The 20484-nt window shown below is 63.7% G+C and carries 15 protein-coding genes, 1 tRNA gene and 1 pseudogene; 5 read left to right on the top strand and 12 right to left on the bottom strand.

From position 1 onward, the window contains the following. Positions 1-485, top strand: a 485-nt coding sequence (locus Val02_RS28400; RefSeq protein ID WP_203902295.1) for a DUF4240 domain-containing protein, incomplete at its 5' end; no start/stop codon positions are given. Between the two features lie 62 nt (positions 486-547). Here the strand turns inward: Val02_RS28400 and Val02_RS48955 are convergent. Next, positions 548-793, bottom strand: coding sequence for a DUF7336 domain-containing protein (locus tag Val02_RS48955; protein WP_506023097.1), 246 nt, complete (start codon positions 791-793; stop codon positions 548-550). Positions 794-943: 150 nt separating this feature from the next. After that, the gene (locus Val02_RS28395; RefSeq protein ID WP_203902294.1) at positions 944-1852 is read right to left on the bottom strand and encodes a hypothetical protein; all 909 of its coding nucleotides are present in this window, start codon (positions 1850-1852) and stop codon (positions 944-946) included. Positions 1853-2798: 946 nt separating this feature from the next. On the opposite strand from Val02_RS28395, the gene Val02_RS28390 reads away from it, so the two are divergent. Next, positions 2799-4391, top strand: coding sequence for a phosphorylase family protein (locus Val02_RS28390; RefSeq protein WP_203902293.1), 1593 nt, complete (start codon positions 2799-2801; stop codon positions 4389-4391). Positions 4392-4862: 471 nt separating this feature from the next. Here Val02_RS28390 and Val02_RS28385 read toward each other — a convergent pair whose 3' ends face one another. The 3 genes from Val02_RS28385 to Val02_RS28375 form a co-directional block, all read right to left on the bottom strand. Further along, the gene (locus Val02_RS28385) at positions 4863-5963 is read right to left on the bottom strand and encodes a tyrosine-type recombinase/integrase (protein ID WP_203902292.1); all 1101 of its coding nucleotides are present in this window, start codon (positions 5961-5963) and stop codon (positions 4863-4865) included. A gap of 144 nt (positions 5964-6107) precedes the next feature. Beyond that, positions 6108-6914, bottom strand: coding sequence for a tyrosine-type recombinase/integrase (locus Val02_RS28380; RefSeq protein WP_239153396.1), 807 nt, complete (start codon positions 6912-6914; stop codon positions 6108-6110). Between the two features lie 587 nt (positions 6915-7501). Next, positions 7502-7825, bottom strand: a complete 324-nt coding sequence (locus Val02_RS28375) for a hypothetical protein (RefSeq protein ID WP_203902290.1) — start codon at positions 7823-7825, stop codon at positions 7502-7504. A gap of 232 nt (positions 7826-8057) precedes the next feature. Here Val02_RS28375 and Val02_RS28370 point away from each other — a divergent pair. Further along, a pseudogene (locus Val02_RS28370) lies at positions 8058-8489 on the top strand (tyrosine-type recombinase/integrase); the annotation flags it as partial. A 239-nt stretch (positions 8490-8728) separates the two neighbouring features. Here the strand turns inward: Val02_RS28370 and Val02_RS28365 are convergent. The 5 genes from Val02_RS28365 to Val02_RS28345 all read right to left on the bottom strand — a co-directional run bounded on the left by Val02_RS28365 (position 8729) and on the right by Val02_RS28345 (position 18511). Next, positions 8729-11812 (bottom strand): type III restriction-modification system endonuclease, encoded by a 3084-nt coding sequence (locus tag Val02_RS28365; RefSeq protein ID WP_203902289.1) that lies wholly within the window; start codon positions 11810-11812, stop codon positions 8729-8731. Positions 11813-11816: 4 nt separating this feature from the next. Next, complete coding sequence (locus Val02_RS28360; RefSeq protein WP_239153395.1) at positions 11817-13760, bottom strand: site-specific DNA-methyltransferase; 1944 nt, start codon at positions 13758-13760, stop codon at positions 11817-11819. Next, complete coding sequence (locus tag Val02_RS28355) at positions 13757-14437, bottom strand: DUF4391 domain-containing protein (RefSeq protein WP_203902287.1); 681 nt, start codon at positions 14435-14437, stop codon at positions 13757-13759. The genes Val02_RS28360 and Val02_RS28355 overlap by 4 nt, the downstream gene beginning before the upstream one ends. After that, positions 14430-17702, bottom strand: a complete 3273-nt coding sequence (locus Val02_RS28350; protein WP_203902286.1) for a helicase-related protein — start codon at positions 17700-17702, stop codon at positions 14430-14432. Before Val02_RS28350 ends, Val02_RS28355 begins: the two co-directional genes overlap by 8 nt. 185 nt (positions 17703-17887) lie before the next feature. Then, positions 17888-18511 carry a hypothetical protein gene (locus Val02_RS28345; RefSeq protein ID WP_203902285.1) on the bottom strand — a complete coding sequence of 208 codons (624 nt, stop codon included), beginning with the start codon at positions 18509-18511 and terminating at the stop codon, positions 17888-17890. An 82-nt stretch (positions 18512-18593) separates the two neighbouring features. Between Val02_RS28345 and Val02_RS28340 the strand changes: the two genes are divergently transcribed. Further along, entirely contained in the window at positions 18594-18950 is a 357-nt protein-coding gene (locus Val02_RS28340; RefSeq protein ID WP_203902284.1) for an ElyC/SanA/YdcF family protein, read from the top strand. Positions 18951-19439: 489 nt separating this feature from the next. Here Val02_RS28340 and Val02_RS28335 read toward each other — a convergent pair whose 3' ends face one another. After that, positions 19440-19868 (bottom strand): hypothetical protein, encoded by a 429-nt coding sequence (locus Val02_RS28335; protein WP_203902283.1) that lies wholly within the window; start codon positions 19866-19868, stop codon positions 19440-19442. Between the two features lie 167 nt (positions 19869-20035). Here Val02_RS28335 and Val02_RS28330 point away from each other — a divergent pair. Beyond that, positions 20036-20150, top strand: a tRNA-OTHER gene (locus tag Val02_RS28330). Positions 20151-20162: 12 nt separating this feature from the next. Here Val02_RS28330 and Val02_RS28325 read toward each other — a convergent pair. Further along, positions 20163-20417 (bottom strand): hypothetical protein, encoded by a 255-nt coding sequence (locus Val02_RS28325; RefSeq protein WP_203902282.1) that lies wholly within the window; start codon positions 20415-20417, stop codon positions 20163-20165. Positions 20418-20484: the final 67 nt, after the last annotated feature.

Here is a 20484-nt window from a genome sequence, read left to right as displayed (position 1 = left end):
CCGCCGAGGCGGTCGCACAGGGGGTAACCGCCCGGCTTGTTGAACTCGGTCCGTCCGCAGCTGTTGAGTTCGAGCGCGTCTTCGATGCCGTCAACGGCGAGGCGTACCGCACCGATCTGTGGGCGGCGGCCTACTTGATGCTCGGCGGCTGCTCCGACGATGTCTTCGACTACTTTCGCGGCTGGCTGCTCGCACAGGGGCGCGCCGTCTGGGAGAGCGCGGTTGCCGCCCCGGACTCCCTCGCCGATCTGGGCGTGGATCCCGATGACGACGAGATTCAGTGCGAGGACTTTCTCTCCGTCGCCAGCGACGCCTACGCAGCGGTCACCGGAGACGAAGAGGCGTTCTGGACAGCGGTACACGACAACGGCGCCCGGCCGGAAAGCGGTACCAACGATCCCGCCGGCGAGGACTTCGATTTCGACGACGAGGACCAGATGCGCGCCCGACTACCCCGCCTCGCCGCCATCTACCTGGACGACTGACCACCTGCCCCGCGCGGTCGCATGGATGCACCGATCTGCCGCTGAGTGGGTCGACGGGCAGCTCAGCCGTTCAGCGGTTCCGTGATGAAGCCGTCGGTCCATAGATCTTCGTCCAAGAGGTAAGAGGCGACGGAGAAGCAGTCCGGCTCATCACGGAACCCGGGCAGCTTCCGCGCACCAACGATGCGCTCGTGCGCCTTCTGCTCGGTGGAATAGACGCCGACGACCTTGAGGTCGTCGGCGTTCTCCTCGTCCCAGGCGAGTTCGCCGTCCTCGCCACGATGCTCAGTCGGTCTGCCATCAGGAATCGCGCATGCCGAATGTGCCAGACCAGGAAGACATTCACGGGCGGATGGTAAGACCCCGAGCGAATCATCACGGCCGTCAGGTGCGCAGCCGGTGCGCTCTTCTGCCGCCGATCGTGCGCTCGATTGCCCGGCGAGGCGGTGTCGCCCGCCTCAGCGTCCGGGCAAGAGATCGAAAGCTGAGGCGGAGCAGTTTTGCTTCAGTATCGCCAGCGATGTCGTCGGATGCGAGTTCAGGTCGGTGACGTACAACTCGATCGAGAAGTGGCCCGGGCGAGGATCCTCGTGCACCGTTCGGATGCCGTACAAATGCCCGTCGGCCACCGCGAGGAAGGCGTTGGTGTCCGCGGTCGACGTCTGGATTGACGCGTCTGAGCCGACCGACACGGTGCAGATACGGCAGTCATGGTCACGGACTGCGAACTCGCGTGGGTTGGTCCAGGTCGCGTTCGGCGCGCCGGGCAGGTCGAGCCACGTCCAGCGGCCGAGTTCCGCGCCGGTGCGGTCGACGACGCAGATGATGTCTTCGAAGGTCTCGTATCGGTCGTACGTCTCGAAGGACACTGCCAGGAGTTCACCGTTGGGTGACCAGGCACAGGCCGAGTGGGACCGAGGATCACCGCGCGTGGACCACAGTCGTCTGGAGTCGCCCGACGATGAGTCGATGAGGTCGACGTAGACGATCCGGTTCGGGTCATGCTCGCCGATGTCCGGATCTGAGTGGTCGCCGAAGTTGGCGACGGTGACACCGTCGGGGTTCATCGCTGCCGTTGAAGAATGATTTCTACACAGGTCGCGGTAGGAGCCGCGCTCCTCGCCAAGGCGGACCAGGACCAGGCGGGGATCTCGGGTCTGCTGATCTTTCCTTGCGAGCAAATTATGACCGTCTGGTGTGAGCGCGACGGCGTCAAGACCTTCCGCGGCGGCCGGGCGCACGAACTCGCCGGTATCGCGGTCCCGCACCACGGGCACGGGGCTCAGGTCCGGCAGCGTGGTCGCCCAGAGCAGGTCGGCCCGATGGACCGGACGCACGGGAAGCGCTAACGGGTCGAGGTCAAGCATTTTCGATCCCGCCTGCCATACCGGCATCGTCGCCCACATTCCGCGGGCTCCGCTCCGCACTCTTCATCTTTACTCCCGATCAGCAACCAGCCGTTGCACCTGAACAGCCTGTAATGCCGCATGGTTGCGCCGGCAGCGTGGCCGGATCGCCTTCCACCGCCGAGTTGAACGATTTCAGGCACTCGCCCGACGCTGGCCGAAGAAGGCAGGATGCCAGTCCTATGCCCACCCCGACAGCCCATCCGAGCGCCAACACGTCCGAGGCCACGTCGGCCAGCGTGTCGGGCCTGATCACCGAGGTGAAGTGCCTTCCTGTTGTGAACGGGCGGCAGTCGCCGTTGGTGAGGCGCTGCGAGGATTTCATATCGGGTGGTTGAGCTGATCTGCGACGCTTGTAGCTGGGTCGCCGGCATCGAGAGTTGGTAGCGAACCACCTATCTCAACGCCGCATCCGGCGACTCCAAGCAACTGCACGCTCGTCAGTTTGCAGCACCGCGACGGCATCCGGATCTGCCGCGCCCCGTCTGGGAATGCCCGTACCGCACATGCGGCGGCGGGTCGCCGTTCAGCGCGGCATGGAGCGTGGTGCCACTGCCCGCCTGCTTCCAATGTAACTCTCCGGCATTTCGGTCGATCCGGGCCCGGACGCCTGACTGTTCGGCCATCGGCCGGCGTTCGCTCACGTGGTGGCCGCGTGACCTGGTCGTGGCATCGGGCCCGACTTGAGGGACTGATGGTTTGTGTGTATCGGTACCGGTTTCTCGGCCGTTCGAGGCAACACCGAGGGGTGGCCGGGTGGGGTGGTGCAGGCTTTTCGGGTGATTAGTGATGGCCGCGGTTTTCTTGATCTTTTGTCGCGTTAAGACTGGGCTGTCCGACTGGCGCCGGCAGCGTGATGCCGGCTGCCGGTACGTCAGCGGTGGTTGCGAGGCGGCTAATGGTCGGAGTGGATGTACTCGTCGTGGCGGCGCTGCGCGAGGAACTCGAAGCGGCCAAGGCTGCCGGCACCGCCATCACGACCGGTCCCGGTGTCGTTGAATGGAAATCGGAGTCCATCGACGACCTGCCCTACCTGACCGGCGAGTACCGCACCAGCGGCGGACGGACGTTGCGGGTGGCGTTGGCGCGTCCCGACGACATGGGCGGGCGTGAGACCGGCACATTCACTGGCCGCCTCGCGCAGGCCCTCAAACCGAGGGCCATGGTGATGCCCGGCGTCTGCGCCGGCAACCCCCACGACACGGTCCTCGGCGACGTCGTGATCGCCTCGTTCGCCTACGAGTGGGACGAAGGCAAACAGAAGCTGGATGGCCTCGCCGGCAGCCACGCCCAGAACCCGATGAACCGTGGCTGGCGTCGCACCGCCGAAGACTTCAACCTGGAAAGTCTCCCCAGCCACGGCGAGGTCGACGATGCCGAGGCGCAGCTGTGGGTCCTGGAACAACTCCTGCGGAAGGTCGACCCGCGTTGGCATCCCGCCCTTGACCGCTTCGTGGGACGCCAAGCGTGGCTGAGCATGGTCCACCGGCTCGAGAAGGCTGGTCTGGTCGACCGACTCGCGGACGGCTCGTTGCAACTCACCCCCGAGGGGGTCACTCGCGTCAAGCGGCACCGTTACGACTATCCCGCCGGCCCCGCACAGCTACCGTTCGCGGTCCATGTTGGACCGATGGCCAGCGGCAGCGCGGTCATGGCCGACAGCACCATCTGGAACACCCTGACCGGTCTCGGCGTCAGGAAGATCATGGCGGTGGAGATGGAAGGCGCGACCATCGCGACCATCGCCCACCAACGCGGTATCCCCTGGCTGGTCTGCAAAGGCGTCATGGACCACGCCAGCCCTGAAAAGGACGACCGCTACAAAGAATTCGCCGCCCGCGCCTCCGCCCAGGTCATGTGGGCACTCCTGAACCAACTTGACGTGCCCACCGCACCAGCTGAAGATCCATCTCCTTCGGCCCCCGGTAGGGGAAATTCGAACAGCAGTCGCGCCGAGAGATCCGTCCCGATAGCGCGCCTAACTTTGATTCTGACAATTCTTGGCGCATTTTTCATCCAACTTGTCGGCAACCACCTCTCGAACAAGTCCGCCGAACTCGCCATGCGCGACCCTGCGGTTGACAAGACCTCTCCGGACGCCACCAGCAGCGCTCCATCCCTGTCGTATCCGCGCTGCCTAAAAGGCCAAATTATCTCAACAACCATTTCCATTAATGGAGGCATCGAGACGCCCGAGGGAATTCAAAACCCGCGATCTGCGGACCTATCCGTGAATCTACGGCAGGGCGTGCCAACGTGCCATGTTGTGCCGGATGATGTAACTGTTAGCTGGGTTGGGAAAGGTCCCACCATTAGCCTCCCGAGATCTTGCGGGGGGATTGACAATGGCGGCAACAAACTCCAAGGCGGCTCGACACTCAAGCGCACCATTCCGTTCAATGAAAATAGCTGCGATATACCGCGTTCAGGAAGATACCGCCTTTCTATCGTTATTCTTGGCGAGCCGGCCCAGTCGGATGCAGTCTCAAGTAATCACTGAAATTCACGTCACTCGTCCAGGAAAAGTAGTCGGCGTACGGCGGCCGACTTACGGCAGTCAAACACGGCCACATTGGGGCATCGAAGACGCATCGACTGGGCCATCCCAGCATGCTCGCGCCCCATACAAAGCGACGAAGCTCACGCGGCCCGGCGCACGAGCCAGAGTGTCCTTCGGGGCCCTTAGCCCTTGTTCACAAAGTCCTCGAACCGGCTGTAGACGGCGACCTCAACGAAGGACAGGCAACCTAGGCTAATGCCTTGTCAAGGGCATCTAACTCGTCACTTCCGACCGATCATGATGCGATGTTGTCCCATCACGGGAAATCGACCTACACCGCGCTCGCCAAGCATCCGCTCATGCCGCGATTCGCGCGCACCGTCGCCGGGATCGTTGAGGTGGCACGATCACCTGCACGCTCTCGGCGGCTCGATGAACTTGGTGACCTGGCGCTGCGGGCCTTGCCGCACGTTACTGGAGAAGGAATGTGGTGGTGATCGCTGTGACTGCTTCTCGGCCTGGTGCAGTGAGGTGGAGGTAGTGGTCGTTCATCCGGGTGTCGCGGTGGCCGGCGATACGGCGCACGAGTCCGTCGCCGGTGTTGCCGGCGTGCAGGGCGCTGATCAAGCTGTGTCGTAGGCCGTGGCCGGTCAGGTGCCGATCGATGCCGTGACGCCGGAGGAGGTCGCGGAGTCGGTCCCAGCGCTTCCAGTAGCTTGAGAACGGCCACGGGCCACCGGTGACGGTGGTGAACAACAGCGCATCGGGCGGGAGGCCATCGGCACGTTGGGTGAGCATCTTCATGACCGGTTCGGGGACGGGGACTCTGCGTTCCTGGCTGCGGCCGCTCTTGGTCCCGGGTAGAAGCAGGCCGCCGCTGAAGCGGCGCAGCGCGATCACGTCACCGGATTGAGGGTGTAAGCCGGCGGGGCCGAGCGCGGTCACCTCGCCGAACCGGAACCCGGTGCACAGCGCGGTCAGGACGAGGTCTGCCCATTCCGGATCGACTTGATAAGCCAGGTCGATGAAAGTCCGAATCTCCGTGGTGGATTCCAAGACTGCGGCCCGGAACCGTGTCGGCTCGGGCATTTCCAGTCCGTCGAACGGAGACGGGGCGGTCCGCAGTGGCGGCTCCCCGTTGTCACCCGGCAGCCTCGCCCACTGCAATGCCGGAGCGACCAGAGACGTGCGGATCTTGATGACGGAGTTCGCACCGAGCGTTCCGCCACCACGCTGCTTCGGCTTGACCAGAAGTTCGTTCTGCCATTGCCGGGCTTGGGCGCGCGTCGCCGTGGCTACCGGCAGTCCTCCGAAGGCGTGTGGGCGTACATGCTGGCGAAGGTATTGCTGGTAGTCGCGCAGCGTCCGAGTCTCGGGCGAGCGGGTCAGCGACACCTTGAACTCCAGATATCGCTCCACCACTTCCGTGACTGAAACGGTTTCTGGTGGGGTCGGGTTGCCCGCCGGCAAGGTCGCCGCTGCGTCGTGGACGAATCGCGCAAGCTCGGCCACGGGAAGACGGCTCTCTACTTTGAGGACCGCACCGTCTGATCCGACCAGGACAACGTGCATGCACCCTCCGACTTTGAATACCGACACATCGGAAACGACCGGCGCGGCATGCCAGGTACGACCCCCCATAGCAACGGCGGCCATGCAGGCCAGCCTGGTCGCGGTGTCAGGGGTGCGGCGTCGTTGGCAGCGGTCACGGCACTGTTAGCTGGAGCGCGACCAGGACTGGCGAAGGCGGCGGGCCTGGTGGAGTGCCGTGCTGACGACGTTCGTGGGCCGCTGGTGGTGGGGAAGCCATTGCACATATGTCCGGAGGGTGAACGGCAGGCTCCCGTGCCGGAGGGTCCGCTGGACGTGCTGCGGGTCGACGCCGTTGGTGAGCATGGTCGTGGCGCAGAAGTGCCGCAGCGCATGGAAAGTCCCGTGCCGGACAGGCCACCCGGCAGCGTCACGCCACCGTGTCCAGTGCTCCGACCACCGCCGGTCATGAAAAGGCCGCTGCCGACTGTCGACGAACAGCAGCTTGGCGACGCGTGGGTGGGGCCGGTCGGTCGTGGCGTCGACAAGCTCGACCGCGGTGGATCCGAACGTGCGGAGATGGTGCGCGACGACCTGTCGCACGTGGGTGTCGAGCGTGATGGTGCCGACGGAGCCGCTCTTGGGCTCTTTGAGGTAGAAGCCGCCGTGCTCCGGGTTGTCGTACTGCAGCTGTTGGACGACGTGCAGCTCACCGCGGTTCAGGTCGAGGCAGTGAGGGCTGTCTTCCATGGCGAGGACTTCGCCGATGCGGCAGCCTTGGCCGGCGCCGAGCCACAGCGCCGCGTGGTAGCGCTCGGGCACCATGTCGAGTAGGTCGAGAACCTGTGCTTCGGTGGGTATCCAGCGCGGTGTGCCGGACAGTCCGCGGAACGCGGCATTCACCTTGATCGGCCCGCACGGGTTGGCGGGGATGACACCGTCGGTGTGGGCGCTGGCGAGGATGGTGGACAGCAGGTCGAAGTACAGCTTCATCGACGACTTCGGCGTCGGGGGAGTGCCGGTGAGCCGGTGGGAGATCCACTCGAGGACGTCGGTCGTGGTGATCGCGGCGATCGGTCCCGGGAACGCGGGGTTCAGGTGGTGGGCGAGGTTGCCGGGGACGCGCCGGCGGGTCTCGACCGACCACATGAACGCGCGTGAGGCATGCCAGCGGGCCGCGTAGGCAGGGAATATGATCGCCGCCGCCCGTGGCCGTCCGGTTGCTGGGCGCCGCCGTTCGGGGGTGTAGGCGGGTGATCCGTGGGTGATCGACGGTTCCGGCACGGTGCGACACCGTAGGACACTCACCGACACGCGGGCGCGTCGGTGGGTACCACGAAGTGGTTTAAGCTGGCACGTAACAGCCCTAAATGGGGTGCCCTGATATCACCCGTTTCATACTCTTAATCCGCGGGTTCGGGGTTCGAGTCCCTGGCGGCGCACATTTGATGGCCCTGACCTGGCTTTAGTTGCCGGGTTGGGGTCATTTTTGTGTCCACTGTGGACCGTTGGGTGCTCCGGAGCGGTTGTCACCAGTGGGACGGATGCCCCCGGTTGATGAGGCTCGGGGCCGGTCGGTCTCAATGAGCCATCACATCCCGCATCTTGTCGCACGGGATGAGCCGCGGTGGGAGGCCGGGCGTGGCGTCGTGGCCGGGCTTGCCGCAGATCCGGCAGGCGCGGTCGGGGTCGAGGGCCCAGCCGACGAATAGACGGTAGAGCGTGGGCGGCGGCTGTACGCCGAGGTCGGCGGCGGCGACCCCGGTGAGTCGGGTGAGGTCGGCGGCGAGTTGCTCGCGGTCCGGGTAGCCGTTGAGAAGCGCTGCTCGGGCGGGCCGGCACGGCCACAAGTGATCGCAGGCGCGACAAGTCCAGTCCGGCCGGTGCGGTCGATGGCCCGTCATCGGCGCGGCGGTGAGGTTCGAGGGACGGCGGCACCATGACCGGCGGCCGGCCGGCTCAATCGCCGCAGGACAGAATCTGCCCGCACCACGCACATCAGCGCAGGCTGCGTTTGAAGGTGAGCAGTCCGGCGAGGTAGCCGAGGAGTGTCGCGGCGAGGATCGTGGCGACGTTGATCAGCATGATTAGTTCCTCCGGTTGGGCGTGCCAAGGCGGTCGGCGTGGATCGACCGCGACAGCGAAGCACCCGTCGCGCTCGACATCGAAACCGTCGCCGTCCTCCGCACGCACCGCGCCCGGCAACACCGCGAACGACTCGCCGCCGGACCAGCATGGGAACGGACCGGGCTCGCCTTCACCACCGAGACCGGCGGCCGGCTTCACGCAGCCGACGTCACCGACCACTACCGGCATCTGACTGCCCAGGCGGAACTGCCGCCGATCCGTCTGCACGACCTACGCCACGGCGCCGCCACCATGGGACTCGCCGCCGGCGTCCAGATGAAAGTCATCTCCAGCCGACTCCGGCACTCCAGCCCACACTTCACCGCCAGGTACTACGGCGACGTCCTCCCCGAACTCTCCCACGCAGCAGCCGAAGCTACCGCCGCCATCGTGCCGCGTCGCAACCATCCGAACCGCCTGGCATATGGCTTGACCGAATAGGCAGCAGCGTCGTGCGTCAGTGCTCGACCGTCAACGGATCGCCCATCATCGGTTGCGGCAGCTCCAGCAAGACCACACGCGCCCGTCGCCTCGCTGTCGTGCCCGGTTTGGAGGTCACCAACTCGACTCGGTGTAATGCCCTGGCGGCTGAAACCTTGATCCAGCTCGCCGAGCTGCGACGCCGGCTTCCCGCCGGTGCCGAGGTGTGATGCTGCTGGTCGGAAAAGGCTTACTGTCCCCTACGCTCCCACGAGCTGGAGCAGCGAGTCGTAACTGTCAACGACGTCGTACTTCACGCCGCCGTCGTCAGTTTTTTCGCTCAGCGCCGCAAAGAACTTGCGAGCGCACTCAATCTTTGCCATCTCCACACCCTTGAGCTGGAGGGTCGACATGGAGCCCTTGGTTTCGGCCACGAAGTAGACGTGCCTGATCTTCGTAGTGTCGTCGCGGAACGCGATGGCCCAGTCGGGCCTGTAGTCGCCAACCGGAGTCGGGATGAAGAACCCGCGCGGTAGCTTCGAGTAGACGACCACCTCGTCGCTGACGTCGAGCTGATCCACGAACGATCGCTCGACTTTCGAGTCGGTGACGACGTACTCGTAGACGCTCTTCTTCAGTTTGTCGCCAGCCTTCGACAGGTCCTTAGCGGTCTGGTTCTCGGTGAAGATCGAGGAGTCGTACCGGTTATCGAGCGGATCGTAGCTCAAGTGCTCGACAATCACCGTGGCCTTCTGCTCGTTGATGAGCCGGGCGGCCTCGGTAATGAAGTGCTCGGGGTTCTGCTTGAACTTCGCGAACGTGCCGGGATTGATGCCGGTGAGGATCGCCGCGCAGGTGCGGCGCGTAAGTTGCGTCTTCTCAGCGATCTCGCCGAGCAGGTCGTACGGGACGGTCGATCCTGCTGAGGCGGCAGAGTGCTCGACCTTCGTCTCTGACACCTTGAATCCGGTACCCGCTTCGAGCTGCTCCACTTCAAGTCCCACGACCTGCTTGCCGGCCTCGACGAGGTACTGCATGACCGACACGTTGAGCGACTTGTCGAGCGTGTGGATGCAGTTCTTGATCAGCTCGGAGGAGTCGAACTCGACCTGGTAGACGGCCTTGTGGTTGATGCGGTCCCACAGCTCCTGGAACTCACGCTTCTTGAAGTTCGCCTCGTTGAAGGGGATCTTCTTGGGCTTTCGGCCGTCGGTTGGCTTGGGTACGTCGAGGTACAGCGCATCGACGAGTGGCCACACGAAGTCAATGACTTGCTTGAGCACGTCGGCCGTGGGCGCAGCGAGCGTTCCGTCGGCACGGGCGTCCTTGTACGTCTGTGTCACCAGGCCATCGTCGTCGATGTAGTCGTGCCGGATGAGGTGGTTGTACAGAGCCTGCGCGAGCGTCTTCTCCAGCACGCTCTTCGAGCCGTCGGCGAGCATGATCTGCTTGCCGATGAAGTATTCGACGCTCGCCTTGCGCGGGCGAGCCGACAGCGACTCGATGATCTCCTTCTGCAGGGCGGTGACGAAGTCTGTGTACGACTCGTCGGTCACGACGGTCAGCTCATTGATGTCGTGGACGGTGACGGGGTTGTCCATGCGCTCGCCGTGCTGGTCGACCGATAGGCGCAGGCCGCGGCCGATCTCCTGTCGCCGAGTGGTGGTGTTGTCGCTCTTCTTGAGCATGCCCATGACGAACACGTTCGGGTTGTCCCAGCCCTCGCGCAGCGCCGAGTGTGACCAGATGAACCGCACCGGCTCCTCAAACGACAGCAGCCGCTCCTTGTCCTTCAAGATCAGGTCGTAGGCATCCACGTCGTCCGACTGGCCCGCGAAGTCGCCACGCGCGGCGATCTTGCCGTCGACGGAGCGGCCGGTCTTCTTGTCGATTGAAAAGTAGCCCTCGTGCGTCGATCGGACCGGGATCGCCTCTACGTGCTTGCGGTACCGCTCGGCGGCCTCGTCGAGGTCGAGCTGGCCGAGGTAGTCGGCAAGCACTGACGCGTACTCCTCCTCGAACACGCGGGCGTATTCGCCGAGAGTGTCTTCGCGGTCGTAGTCGCGGTACTTGGCGACCTCGTCGATGAAGAACAGCGACAGCGTTTTGATACCTTGCGCGAACAGCTCGCGCTCCTTGTCGAGGTGGGCGCGGATGACCTCGCGGATCTGGATGCGGCGCTTCTGGTCCTCGGCCACGTCCTGGGTCACTTCGCCGGCGCCGATGATGTCGCCGTTGCTCAGCTCGATGATGTCGCGGTTTGCGTCGACGTCCCGGATGAACAGGCCCTTGTATGCCTCGATACCGCCCGAGATGTCATGCAGGTTCATGCCCTGGCTCAGGCGCTTCACCTGCCGCCGAATACCCTGCGCGGTCTGCACTTCCAGTTCGACCCGGGCCTTCGGAAAGTCCGTGCCCTTGCCGATCTCCATCCCGTCGACGTACAGGTATGCGGTGCTGCCGGCCAGATGCTTGACGGTTATGCCGCGTACCGCGATCTTCTTGACGAGCTTCTGGTTGTAGGCGTCGACTGCGTCGAGGCGGTGCACCTTGGTGCGCTCGACTTTGTGGGTGGCCGAGTAGCGCAGCGCGAAGAGGGCGTTGAACTTCCCGAGTGCTTCCAGGGACTTGGACGGCTTCCTGGCGTCGCCCTCGATCTTCTGCGGCTCGTCGATGATGAGGATCGGCCGGTTTGCGGCGATCACGTCGATGGGCTTGCGGGACTGGAAGTCGTCGAGCACCTCGTACATGCGGCGGGCGTCCTGACCGGTAGCGTTGAACGCCTGGATGTTTATGATCATTACCTGTACGCCGGAGTCGGACGAGAATCGCTCTAGCTCGTGCAGCCGCGAGGAGTTGTAGACGAAGGTGCGCGGCTTCGTGCCGTAGAGCTGCTGGAAGTGCTCGGCGGTGATGTCGAAGGACTTCTTCACGCCCTCGCGGATCGCGATCGACGGCACGACCACGATGTACTTCGACCACCCGTACCGCCTGTGCAGCTCCATGATCGTCTTGATGTACACGTAGGTCTTGCCGGTGCCGGTCTCCATCTCGACGTCGAGATTGAGAGGGGCGGCGGACTTCTTGACCGGGTCCGTCAGGTCCCTCGACGGCTCCAGCCCACGGGCCTGCTGCACCCGGTGCACGTTCGTCAGGAGCTGCGGCGGCGTCAGCGTGATCTCGGCGTTACGCAGACCGGCGTAATCCAGCAGCATCACCGCGGCGTCTTTGCCGGGGTCGATGCGGTACTTCACCCCATCGGCGTAAGGCTGACCGGAAAACACGTCGACCACGGCATCGACGGCCTCGGACTGGTACTGCTGGACCTTGAACTGGAGCTTCATCGGGTCAGATCGCCCTTACCTCGGTCTGGGGTGACACCTCGCGGAAGATCTGCTCGGCGTTGATGCGCGCGGCGTCGGATGCGAAGCCGGCATCGAGGAACACGGCACGCAGCGGGTGTCGCTTGGCGACCTCCTGCACGATCGTGTCGGTTACTTTGTCGGCGAAGCATGCGATCAGAGCGCCATCGGCGACCGAAAAAACTCGTTGGGCACCGACCTCCTCGACCATGATCGGCTCGGAGAGGTCGAGTCCCCAGTCGAGCAACACCTGGAAGAGCAGATCTTCATCGGTGCGGTCAGGCTTCACACTGTAGATAGCATGCATGAGCATCGATTGGGCGAGGTTGTCGGCGGTGACGTTTAGGTCCACCATGTTGGTTGTGTCGACCCTCAGCGCGCGGAACCCGAAGTCGCGATCGTCGGCCAGGAGGCCGCTGGCTTCTTTGATTTTCTTGCCTGCGCGCCTTATCCGCTCGCGGCTCATTTCGGCAATCGTCGTGTACCCGGCACGACGGCCTGCGGACCCGTCAGGAAGCGGTTCGTCCATCTGAACCATCAGGAACCTGCGGGGCTTACCATCGGCTGCGGATGCCTCAAGCACTGCGTGTGCTGTCGTGCCTGAACCCGCGAAGAGGTCCACGACGATTCCGCCGTGCGGCGCACCGAGCAGGCAGATCTCGCGTAGGAGTGCCACAGGCTTCGGGTAACTCATGAAGTCGCCCTCGAGTAGGGCTTTCGTCTCTTGTGTGCCGTTCTGGTTGTCGAAGCCGCTCGCATCCCACAACGTCTTGAACTTGCGGACGCGCTCTGCCCCACCGCGGAAGAGGAGATCCTTCGTAAAGATGTCATACTCGCCGCGACGGTCAATCCACCGCGCGACGAGGAGATGCTGCATTTTCTCGCAGCGTTCCTTGCCCCATGCCCAGCGGCCGTCGGTGCCATCGGATTTCCGCGGGAGCACTTCCGCCCAGTTCCCATGTCGCTGAAGCGAGACCTGGTCGCCATCTGGAGACACGTAGATCGGAAAATACATGTCTGGTCGATCGCTTCGCTTGGACGCGGTGCCGCGTTGGCGGAGCCCCAGAAGCCGGTAGGGGCCGAGCTCCGGATCGTTCAGCTTGAACTCGCCACGCTGCTCATCGTCCAGCGGACGACCACCCACGACCGCCGAAGACCGATCCCGGGCGTAGATGAGAAGGGAGTCGTGAACTCCTGCTAGGAACGAGTCCGACTGTCGACCCCTCGGGGAGGCAACGACGATCGCCTCGGCGATGAAGTTGCCCTCGCCGAAGACTTCATCGCAGAGTTTGCGAAGGTTGTGTGTCTCGTGGCTGTCGATGCTCGCGGCAAAGATCCCCTCTGGGCTGAGCAGCGACCGAGCGAGTTTGAGCCGCGGGTACATCATCGAGAGCCAGTCCGAGTGGAACCGTCCCTTCGACTCAGGGTTGGCGACGAGCCGTTCGCCGGACTCTGACTTCTGACCGGAACGCTCCAGGTACTCGGCACTGGACTCTGCGAAGTCGTCCTTGTACACGAAGTCGTTGCCTGTGTTGTAGGGCGGGTCGATGTAGATCAGCTTGACCTTGCCGAGGTATGACTCCTGGAGCAGCTTGAGGGCGTCGAGGTTGTCGCCCTCAATGAAGAGGTTCTTCGTAGTGTCGAAGTTGACCGACTCTTCGCGCACCGGGCGGAGCGTCTTGGCGATCGGTGCGTTGGCAGCGAAGGCTGCGGCGCGCTTGCCGGGCCAGTCGAGATGGTAGCGCTCCTGCGGCCCGTCGACGACGTGGTCAGAGAGTTCCTGGCGGAGCAGGTCGAAGTCGATGGCGCGCACGGGGTTGCCCTCGGCGTCGAGGGTTTCGGTGACAACCGAAGGGAACAACTGGGCGACGGCGTCGGTGTTGCGCCGGATGAGATCCGGTGAGTGCATCTTGAGCTTGTCCACGGTCATTCCCTGTCGCGCGGTAGGGGATCGGTCAGCTCCGTCAGCACTGCAGTCCGTTCCCGGATCTGTCTGCGGAGTACGATCTTGCGGTTGAGTTGTGATTCGGTGTGCAGCTTTCTCTCCAGTCCGCCGATCTCGCGCTGAAGTCTTCGGGCGCGGGCGATTCTGTCGGTCGCCTCTGCCACGGTCTCGCCGGCGCGCGTCTCGATCGGCAAGAGAGCTGTGAGGATTGCCTCGTACAGGCTCGGCAGGTCCAGCGCTGCGGGCAGCGGTCGGCGTGGGGCATCAGCGACCTGCCACACGGTAGTGAAGTACGCGCCGATCATCACGGCCTTGCCCTGGAGCGACTTGTGGGCGGCGACGGTGCGCACATGGCCATTACTGACGATCTCGAAGATGATTGGGAAGTGCACGGACTTGTCGATGGCGGTAAGCACGTCGTCGGAGACGTTCTCGCCCTTCGTCTCGACGGTGAAGACCTGGATCTCCGGCACGGCCGTCGTGCCGCGTAGGCGGATGGTGTCGTCGGCGAGCTTGTAGGCCCAGGTGATGCGCCGTACCTCGTCGACGAACTTCTCGCGCAGCGCGGTGCGGACGTTGCCGTGCTCGTAGAACTTCGTCTTCGGCACGGCGCGGTGGAATCCAGCGTTCGGAGGCCAGCGGTAGAGGACGGTTTCACTCATCGACAGGCTCCTCCACGATGGCGAGGAAGGCGATAAGCTCGAAGTCGTCGAGCCCGGCAATGGTCTGCACCAGCGCGGTGGTGTGGCCGGGGCTGAAAAGACTGTCGATGTCGCGTTGCTCGTTGGCACCGATCATGAAGCGGATCGCCTCCGTGAGCAGGTGACTATAGTGACCCATCTCGGCCCCGTCGCGGGTGACGGCGTTGAAAACGCGGCACACTTCCCAGACGGGTTGGTCACGGTTGTGGCATCCGGCCCGGATCAGGTCGAGCAGGTGCTTGACTTCGGTGTGATCCGTAATGATCTGCCCCTGATCGTCGAGGTAGACGAGGTAGTACGGGTGCAGGCGGTTGCCACGGTTGAGCTGTTCGTCGGCGTTGATGTTGCGGAGCACGAAGAGCGCTCCAGGCTTCAGGCCCGTGTCGCGGTCGGCGGGCACGACCGCGTGCAGGCCCTTCGGCGTGCCGGCCAGGTCGCCGTACTCCTTGATGTACCCGAGTAGGTCCATGCGGAAGTCATTCAGGCCCAGATCGGTGATCGAGACGCCGGTGCGGACGTCTTCAAGTTCGATCACCTCATCCTGGAGCTTGCGGAGCTGCTCTTTGCGGAACGCGGCGTCGCTTGCCTCTTGGGTAAGCATGTTGTCGTCGGCGGTCGCAGCGAGGTCGGCGATCACCATGCGGTTCTCAACGCGTTCCTTAAGGTTGATGTACTCGTCGAGCGAGATGTCTGGCCAGAAGTTCACGAGCTGGATGCGATTGTTGGTCGATCCGATGCGGTCGATGCGGCCGAACCGCTGGATAATCCTCACCGGGTTCCAGTGGATGTCGTAGTTGACGAGGAAATCGCAGTCCTGAAGGTTCTGACCCTCGCTGATGCAGTCCGTACCGATGAGCACGTCGATCTCTGACGAATCCTTCGGCATGACCAAGTGCCGCTGCTTCGACCGCGGCGAGAACAGCGTCAGCGTCTGCTGGAAGCCGTATCCTTTGCCGAGAGTGGTGGAAGGGTTACCCTGTCCAATGACGAGCGCACTGTCGTAGCCGCGCTGCTTCAGTCCAGGAGCGATGTTCTTATAGAGGTACTCAGCGGTGTCGGCGAATGCCGAGAAAATCAGCACCTTGCGATTGCCGGGGTTCAGGGGCTGCTGGAACTTTCCCGCAATGAGGTCACGCAGCGCGCCCAGCTTCGAGTCGTGCTCGGGCGTGATACCGCTGATCGAAGCCAGGAGCTGCTCGATGACCTTGCCGTCGTTGACGAGGTCGCGGTTCCACGACTCGACATCAATGTCGGCAAGGTCGATCTGTACCTTCCGGCCCACCGTGCCGCTTGCGGGGAACTCGAAGTCGTCATCGTCCGCGTCCATGTCGGCGAAGGCCGAGACGACGTCTGCCATGTTCGCCGCGTGGTTGGTGACCGCTTCGACCGCCTCGGCGACCGTGGACTCCAGCCTTTTCAGCGTGAGCCGAAACGCCTCGACACTCGATTCCAGCCGCTTGAGCAGGTTCACCGTCATTAGCTTGCGGATACCCTGTTCGCGACTGGCCGCGCCGAGGTTGGCCGTCTGCCCACCCATGTAGTTCTGCCCCGAGCCTGCTCCGTATAGCTGCTCGTACTTGTCGCGGCGGCTCGGGAAGATGTACGCCAACGGCGTGTAGACCGCCAAGGTCAGGAGCTGAAGCTGCTCGAAAATCTCGTTGAACGTCGGTGAATCGGCGAGGTCGGTCAGCGGTGGACGGAGCGACTTGGGCTTCATCCGCTCGGGGAACGCGCCGACGTGCGCAGTGTCATAGAACGCCTGGATGTGCTTGCGCGAGCGGGCGATGGTGACGGCGTCGAGCAGCTCGAAGAAGTCGAAGTCCAGCCGCGCAAGGATCGCATCGGTCGTGCGGTCTTCCGGCTGCAGGTCGGACCACTCGTTGAATACCCGCTGCGCCTGCCGGAAGACCTCCTCGATCGAGGTGCGGATGTTCAGCTTCACAGCGAGCTGCGCCGAGTCGCCCTCGTACGCGAGAGCGAGCTGATTGCGGAGGTCGTTGAACCGGTTGTTCACGGGTGTTGCTGAGAGCATAAGCACCTTGGTCTTCACGCCCTCGCGGATGACCTTGCGCATCAGGCGCTGGTATCGAGTCTCGCGCTCCTGCACGTAGTCGGCGTTGCGGAAGTTGTGCGACTCGTCAATCACAACCAGGTCGTAATTGCCCCAGTTGATCAGGTCCAGCCGCTTGCCCAGCGACTCGCCGGCGTCGCGCGACAGGTCGGTGTGGGCGAGCACGTCGTAGTTGAAGCGGTCCTTGGCGAAGATGTTCGTGGTGTAGTTCGAATTGTAGTTTGTCCAGTTTTCCGCGAGCTTCTTGGGGGCCAGCACCAGCACAGTTTTGTTGCGCAGCTCGTAATACTTGATCACGGCCAGAGCCGTGAACGTTTTCCCCAGCCCGACGCTATCGGCGAGGATGCAACCGTTGTAGGTCTCCAGCTTGTTGATCACGCCGGTCGCGGCATCCTTCTGGAAGTTGAACAGCGCCTTCCAGACCTCGGTGTCCTGATACCCGGTCAGGTCGTTAGGCAGTACGTCCTCGCTGATGTCGTTGAGGAACTCGCTGAACAGGTTGTAGAGGATCAGGAAGTACACCCGCTGCGGCGAGTTCTCCGCATACACGCTTGCGATATGCTCGCGCACTGCATCGGTCACATCATCAAGCTGGTCGGCGTTGTACCAAATCTGGTTAAAAAGCTGAAGGTACTGCTGCGTGAATAGGAGATTATCGATCTTGTGAACCATGTTCGACACCGCAGGACCCCGCTCGTACCCAAGGTCCGCAGTGGTGAACCCCTGAAGCGGCGCATAGGTGGCAGTGTCGTCGACGATTGCAAACGACTGCATCGGCGCGCCGGTGCGATTCGAGCGAAAAGTGACTTTCTGCCGCACCCACTCGGCACACTCGCGCGCGATGGCCCGCTGCGTCAATTTGTTTCGCAGCCGAATCTCAAATTCAGTGCCGTAAAGTGCAGCATCGCTGCCCTTGTCGCGCGGGATAAAGAACTGCCGCTTCTCCGGCAATGGCTTGCTGGTTGCTGTTTCGGCGGTGAAGGATGGTGCTGTGAAGATGAAGTGCAATGCATCAAGCTGCTGCAACTCGGCCTTCAGTGCCTCGAACGCGAAGATCGAGAACGTGCTCGCGGCAATGCGCAGCTTCGAGCCCGGACGGATCGATTCTTTTAAATCATCACCAAGGGGCTCATTGAGGTTATCGATGATATGCACTCGTCCCGACTCACCCTTCTTCTTCCCATCGCGCCCAGCGGCTCCGCTGATACCCAACTACGTCGGTGAGCGTCGGCGATCCGGCGCTCTTCTAGTAGCAACGCCCGCCCTCCCCGGATGACTAGGGTCGCGTGATCGTCCTTTCGTACCTGGGGAAACCGAGCCTAACTCCGCGTTGCCGCAGCTCAAGGCCACGGCGGCGGGGTAAGGCGAGCAACGCGAACGGGATCACGCGACATACCCAGGCGATCCTGCAGCACCTTGACCTGCAGGGAGCCCAGCTGGCGTAGCACCTCGGCCTCGTTTTTCAGGCGGCCCACGGCGTCCGCGTCATGGGCGATCTTCAGCGCGCATTCGGCGTCCACGCCGTCAGAGAGCTGGTCGTGGACGAGTAAACCGACAGCCGTAGACCCTTGGCCGAGGAACTGGACCACGGCGCGCTCATCGAGGATCCGGACACGCTGCTTATGGACCCAGACCTGCAACTTGCTCCCGAAGTCCTGAGCCTTACACAGGGTGAACTTCAACGGCGAGTCCTCCGGACGCCACCTGGCACGGGCGCGGCGCTGGTCGTCGACGTCGAGAGCGCCCGAGTAGTACTTTGGTCCGATCAGGTGCAGTCGACCCCGTCCGAGCGCCAGGTAGACCTTGTGCCAGCGGCCCTGGGAGTTTCGGAATACGAAGTTCGACCACGTACGGAGCGGCGTCTCGTCGGACATGGTCTTGCGGAGCGGGGCGAGGCCCTCAGCCCCGTAGGGGAATCGGAAGGGCGAGACTTCGACCCACCGGTCCTGCCCCACCTGCGTCACCGTTGTCCTCCGCTTCGGGTCGCCTTCCGCGATCCTATGACTCCCTCCCGTCTGAGAGGCACGAACCCCAGCGCGCCGGGCGGTGCGTGATGGATATGCGCGCGCGGCAAGTGCGCTCGCCTCCATACAAGCGCTCGCCGACAGCAGCGACTACTTGCCCCAGTTGCCGGGCGGCGTCAACCGCCACAACGGCATCGTTGAAGGTCGCTTATTCGCGCGCCAGCTCGAAGAACATGGAGTTCCCGCCTCCGCCATCCGTGTCGAGGACGCGTCCGCGAACACCTGGCACAACGTCGGGCTGGCCACGCCCCATCTGACCGAAGCGGTCACGGCCGGTCTTGCCATCACCGCCGCGTCGAAGCGGTACTACCGCACCATCCACGTCCTCCGGACGCTTTCCGCATATCGGTCCCATTCTTTGAGATCAGATGGGAACTGACTTACAGTAGCGCCGCGATGACCGGAACTAGCTGGGTCGACGTTTCCGACGGCCGGCGGCGCGTCATACGGGAGCGGCAGTAGGTATCGCGGAGGCTGGAAGACGCCTCGCTCGTTGGGCTGTGCCTCGTGACGGCGCCTAGCGAGTAGAGCTCAGCCTGGCCAGGCACCCTAATGGCGCACAAGTCTGCGTCGACCTCGGCGCATGCCATCCGCGGCCGCTCAAATACAAATATTGTCGCACCAAGCACAAACGCATCGCTTGGGGTTGGCTCGAACGCCTCGGGTCGTACCTGGCTGGCGTTCACCGCCCGGCGAGCGCGGACGTCCCATTGCAACGGCGGGACGACGCCGCGTGCGTGGCCGGTCGCCCCAGAGGCGTAGCCGACACGGACAACAACCGACATGTTTGCCGTTGGGCGAGGCTTCGGGCAATTTTCTCAGCTCGGTTTCGCGGCCCATCGCGAGCGCTACGGAGTCCGCGAGGATCTCAACTTGAGAGATCACCGCGCTGCGACCTTGGCGTCGGCCAGACCAGCATTTGACGCTTTAAGACCGAGATGTTGCCTCGCGGGACATCTGGCGACGTGGACACGCCGGCCGGGCGCAGGGTCGGGTCGGCGTTCTCGTCGGTGATCCACTGCCAGCAAGGTGGTTGCTCGCCCGGTGGGAATTCCAGGAAGACGGCCTGGCGGTAGTGAAATTGGGTGCGGAAGGCCGCGAGCTTGCGGTAGTCGAAGGCTCGATGATCAACGGTAGGGCAGTGCTTCGCTTCTAGGACCAGCATGTTCTGCTCTGCCGAGGAGCCGGCCCGGTTGTGCACGATCAGGTTGGGCAGGACCTTACGGTCGCCGTTCGCGACCAGCGCCCGCCTGCGCCAACGGCGCGTGCAGACTCGGTCGATGGCATGAGCATCCATGCAAAGCAAGGCACATCGAGTGTGATGGGTGTGCTGGTACCGCCGCGTAAGGCAACCGAGTCCATTAGCCAGGCTCGATCAAGCGTTCGACAATTGCGCGAATTGGGTGCTCGACCGCCATGGACGGCCGCTGTGCCGGCTGGATTGCCTGGACTGCGGAGTCCCGAGGGCCGAGCCGAAATTGGCAACCGTTGGACCGCTGGGACGGGTCGGCGCGCATCGACTTTCAAGATCAATCTCTTGATCCGCGGGTTCGGGGTTCGAGCCCCTGGCGGCGCACCAGCAGCAACACACTCAGGGCCGGTCGATGAGACCGGCCCTGACCCCTTCCTGCGACCCCTGCAACGCCCTGCCGAACAGATAGCCGATGGTGGTGGTGGGGAAGCTGCGCCCAAGCACGTCTTGGATGTGCCCGATCGTCACGCCCTGGACGTCGCGCAGCGACGCGCACGAGCGCCGCAGGTCACGAAACCGGATGCGCCGCAGGCCGGTGAAGTGCCGGTCGAGGTCGCACGGTTCGATCGGTGTCCCGTGCGTGGTGCTGAACACCAGGCCGAAGTCCCGCCACCGCGCACCGGCCAACTCGCCGGCTGCGCGTTCGGCCGCGCCCTGCCTG

This window comes from Virgisporangium aliadipatigenens, from assembly GCF_016863615.1.
GTDB lineage: Bacteria > Actinomycetota > Actinomycetes > Mycobacteriales > Micromonosporaceae > Virgisporangium > Virgisporangium aliadipatigenens.
This window is presented reverse-complemented; position numbering and strand designations above follow the sequence as displayed.

What these genes read in the sequence shown, in the direction of transcription:
- Val02_RS28375 (WP_203902290.1), bottom strand. Translation starts at nt 7,825, where the DNA reads ATGACGGGCCATCGACCGCACCGGCCGGACTGGACTTGTCGCGCCTGC.
- Val02_RS28335 (WP_203902283.1), bottom strand. Translation starts at nt 19,868, where the DNA reads ATGGATGCTCATGCCATCGACCGAGTCTGCACGCGCCGTTGGCGCAGG.
- Val02_RS28360 (WP_239153395.1), bottom strand. Translation starts at nt 13,760, where the DNA reads ATGACCGTGGACAAGCTCAAGATGCACTCACCGGATCTCATCCGGCGC.
- Val02_RS28385 (WP_203902292.1), bottom strand. Translation starts at nt 5,963, where the DNA reads ATGCACGTTGTCCTGGTCGGATCAGACGGTGCGGTCCTCAAAGTAGAG.
- Val02_RS28355 (WP_203902287.1), bottom strand. Translation starts at nt 14,437, where the DNA reads ATGAGTGAAACCGTCCTCTACCGCTGGCCTCCGAACGCTGGATTCCAC.
- Val02_RS28380 (WP_239153396.1), bottom strand. Translation starts at nt 6,914, where the DNA reads ATGAAGCTGTACTTCGACCTGCTGTCCACCATCCTCGCCAGCGCCCAC.
- Val02_RS28365 (WP_203902289.1), bottom strand. Translation starts at nt 11,812, where the DNA reads ATGAAGCTCCAGTTCAAGGTCCAGCAGTACCAGTCCGAGGCCGTCGAT.
- Val02_RS28395 (WP_203902294.1), bottom strand. Translation starts at nt 1,852, where the DNA reads ATGCTTGACCTCGACCCGTTAGCGCTTCCCGTGCGTCCGGTCCATCGG.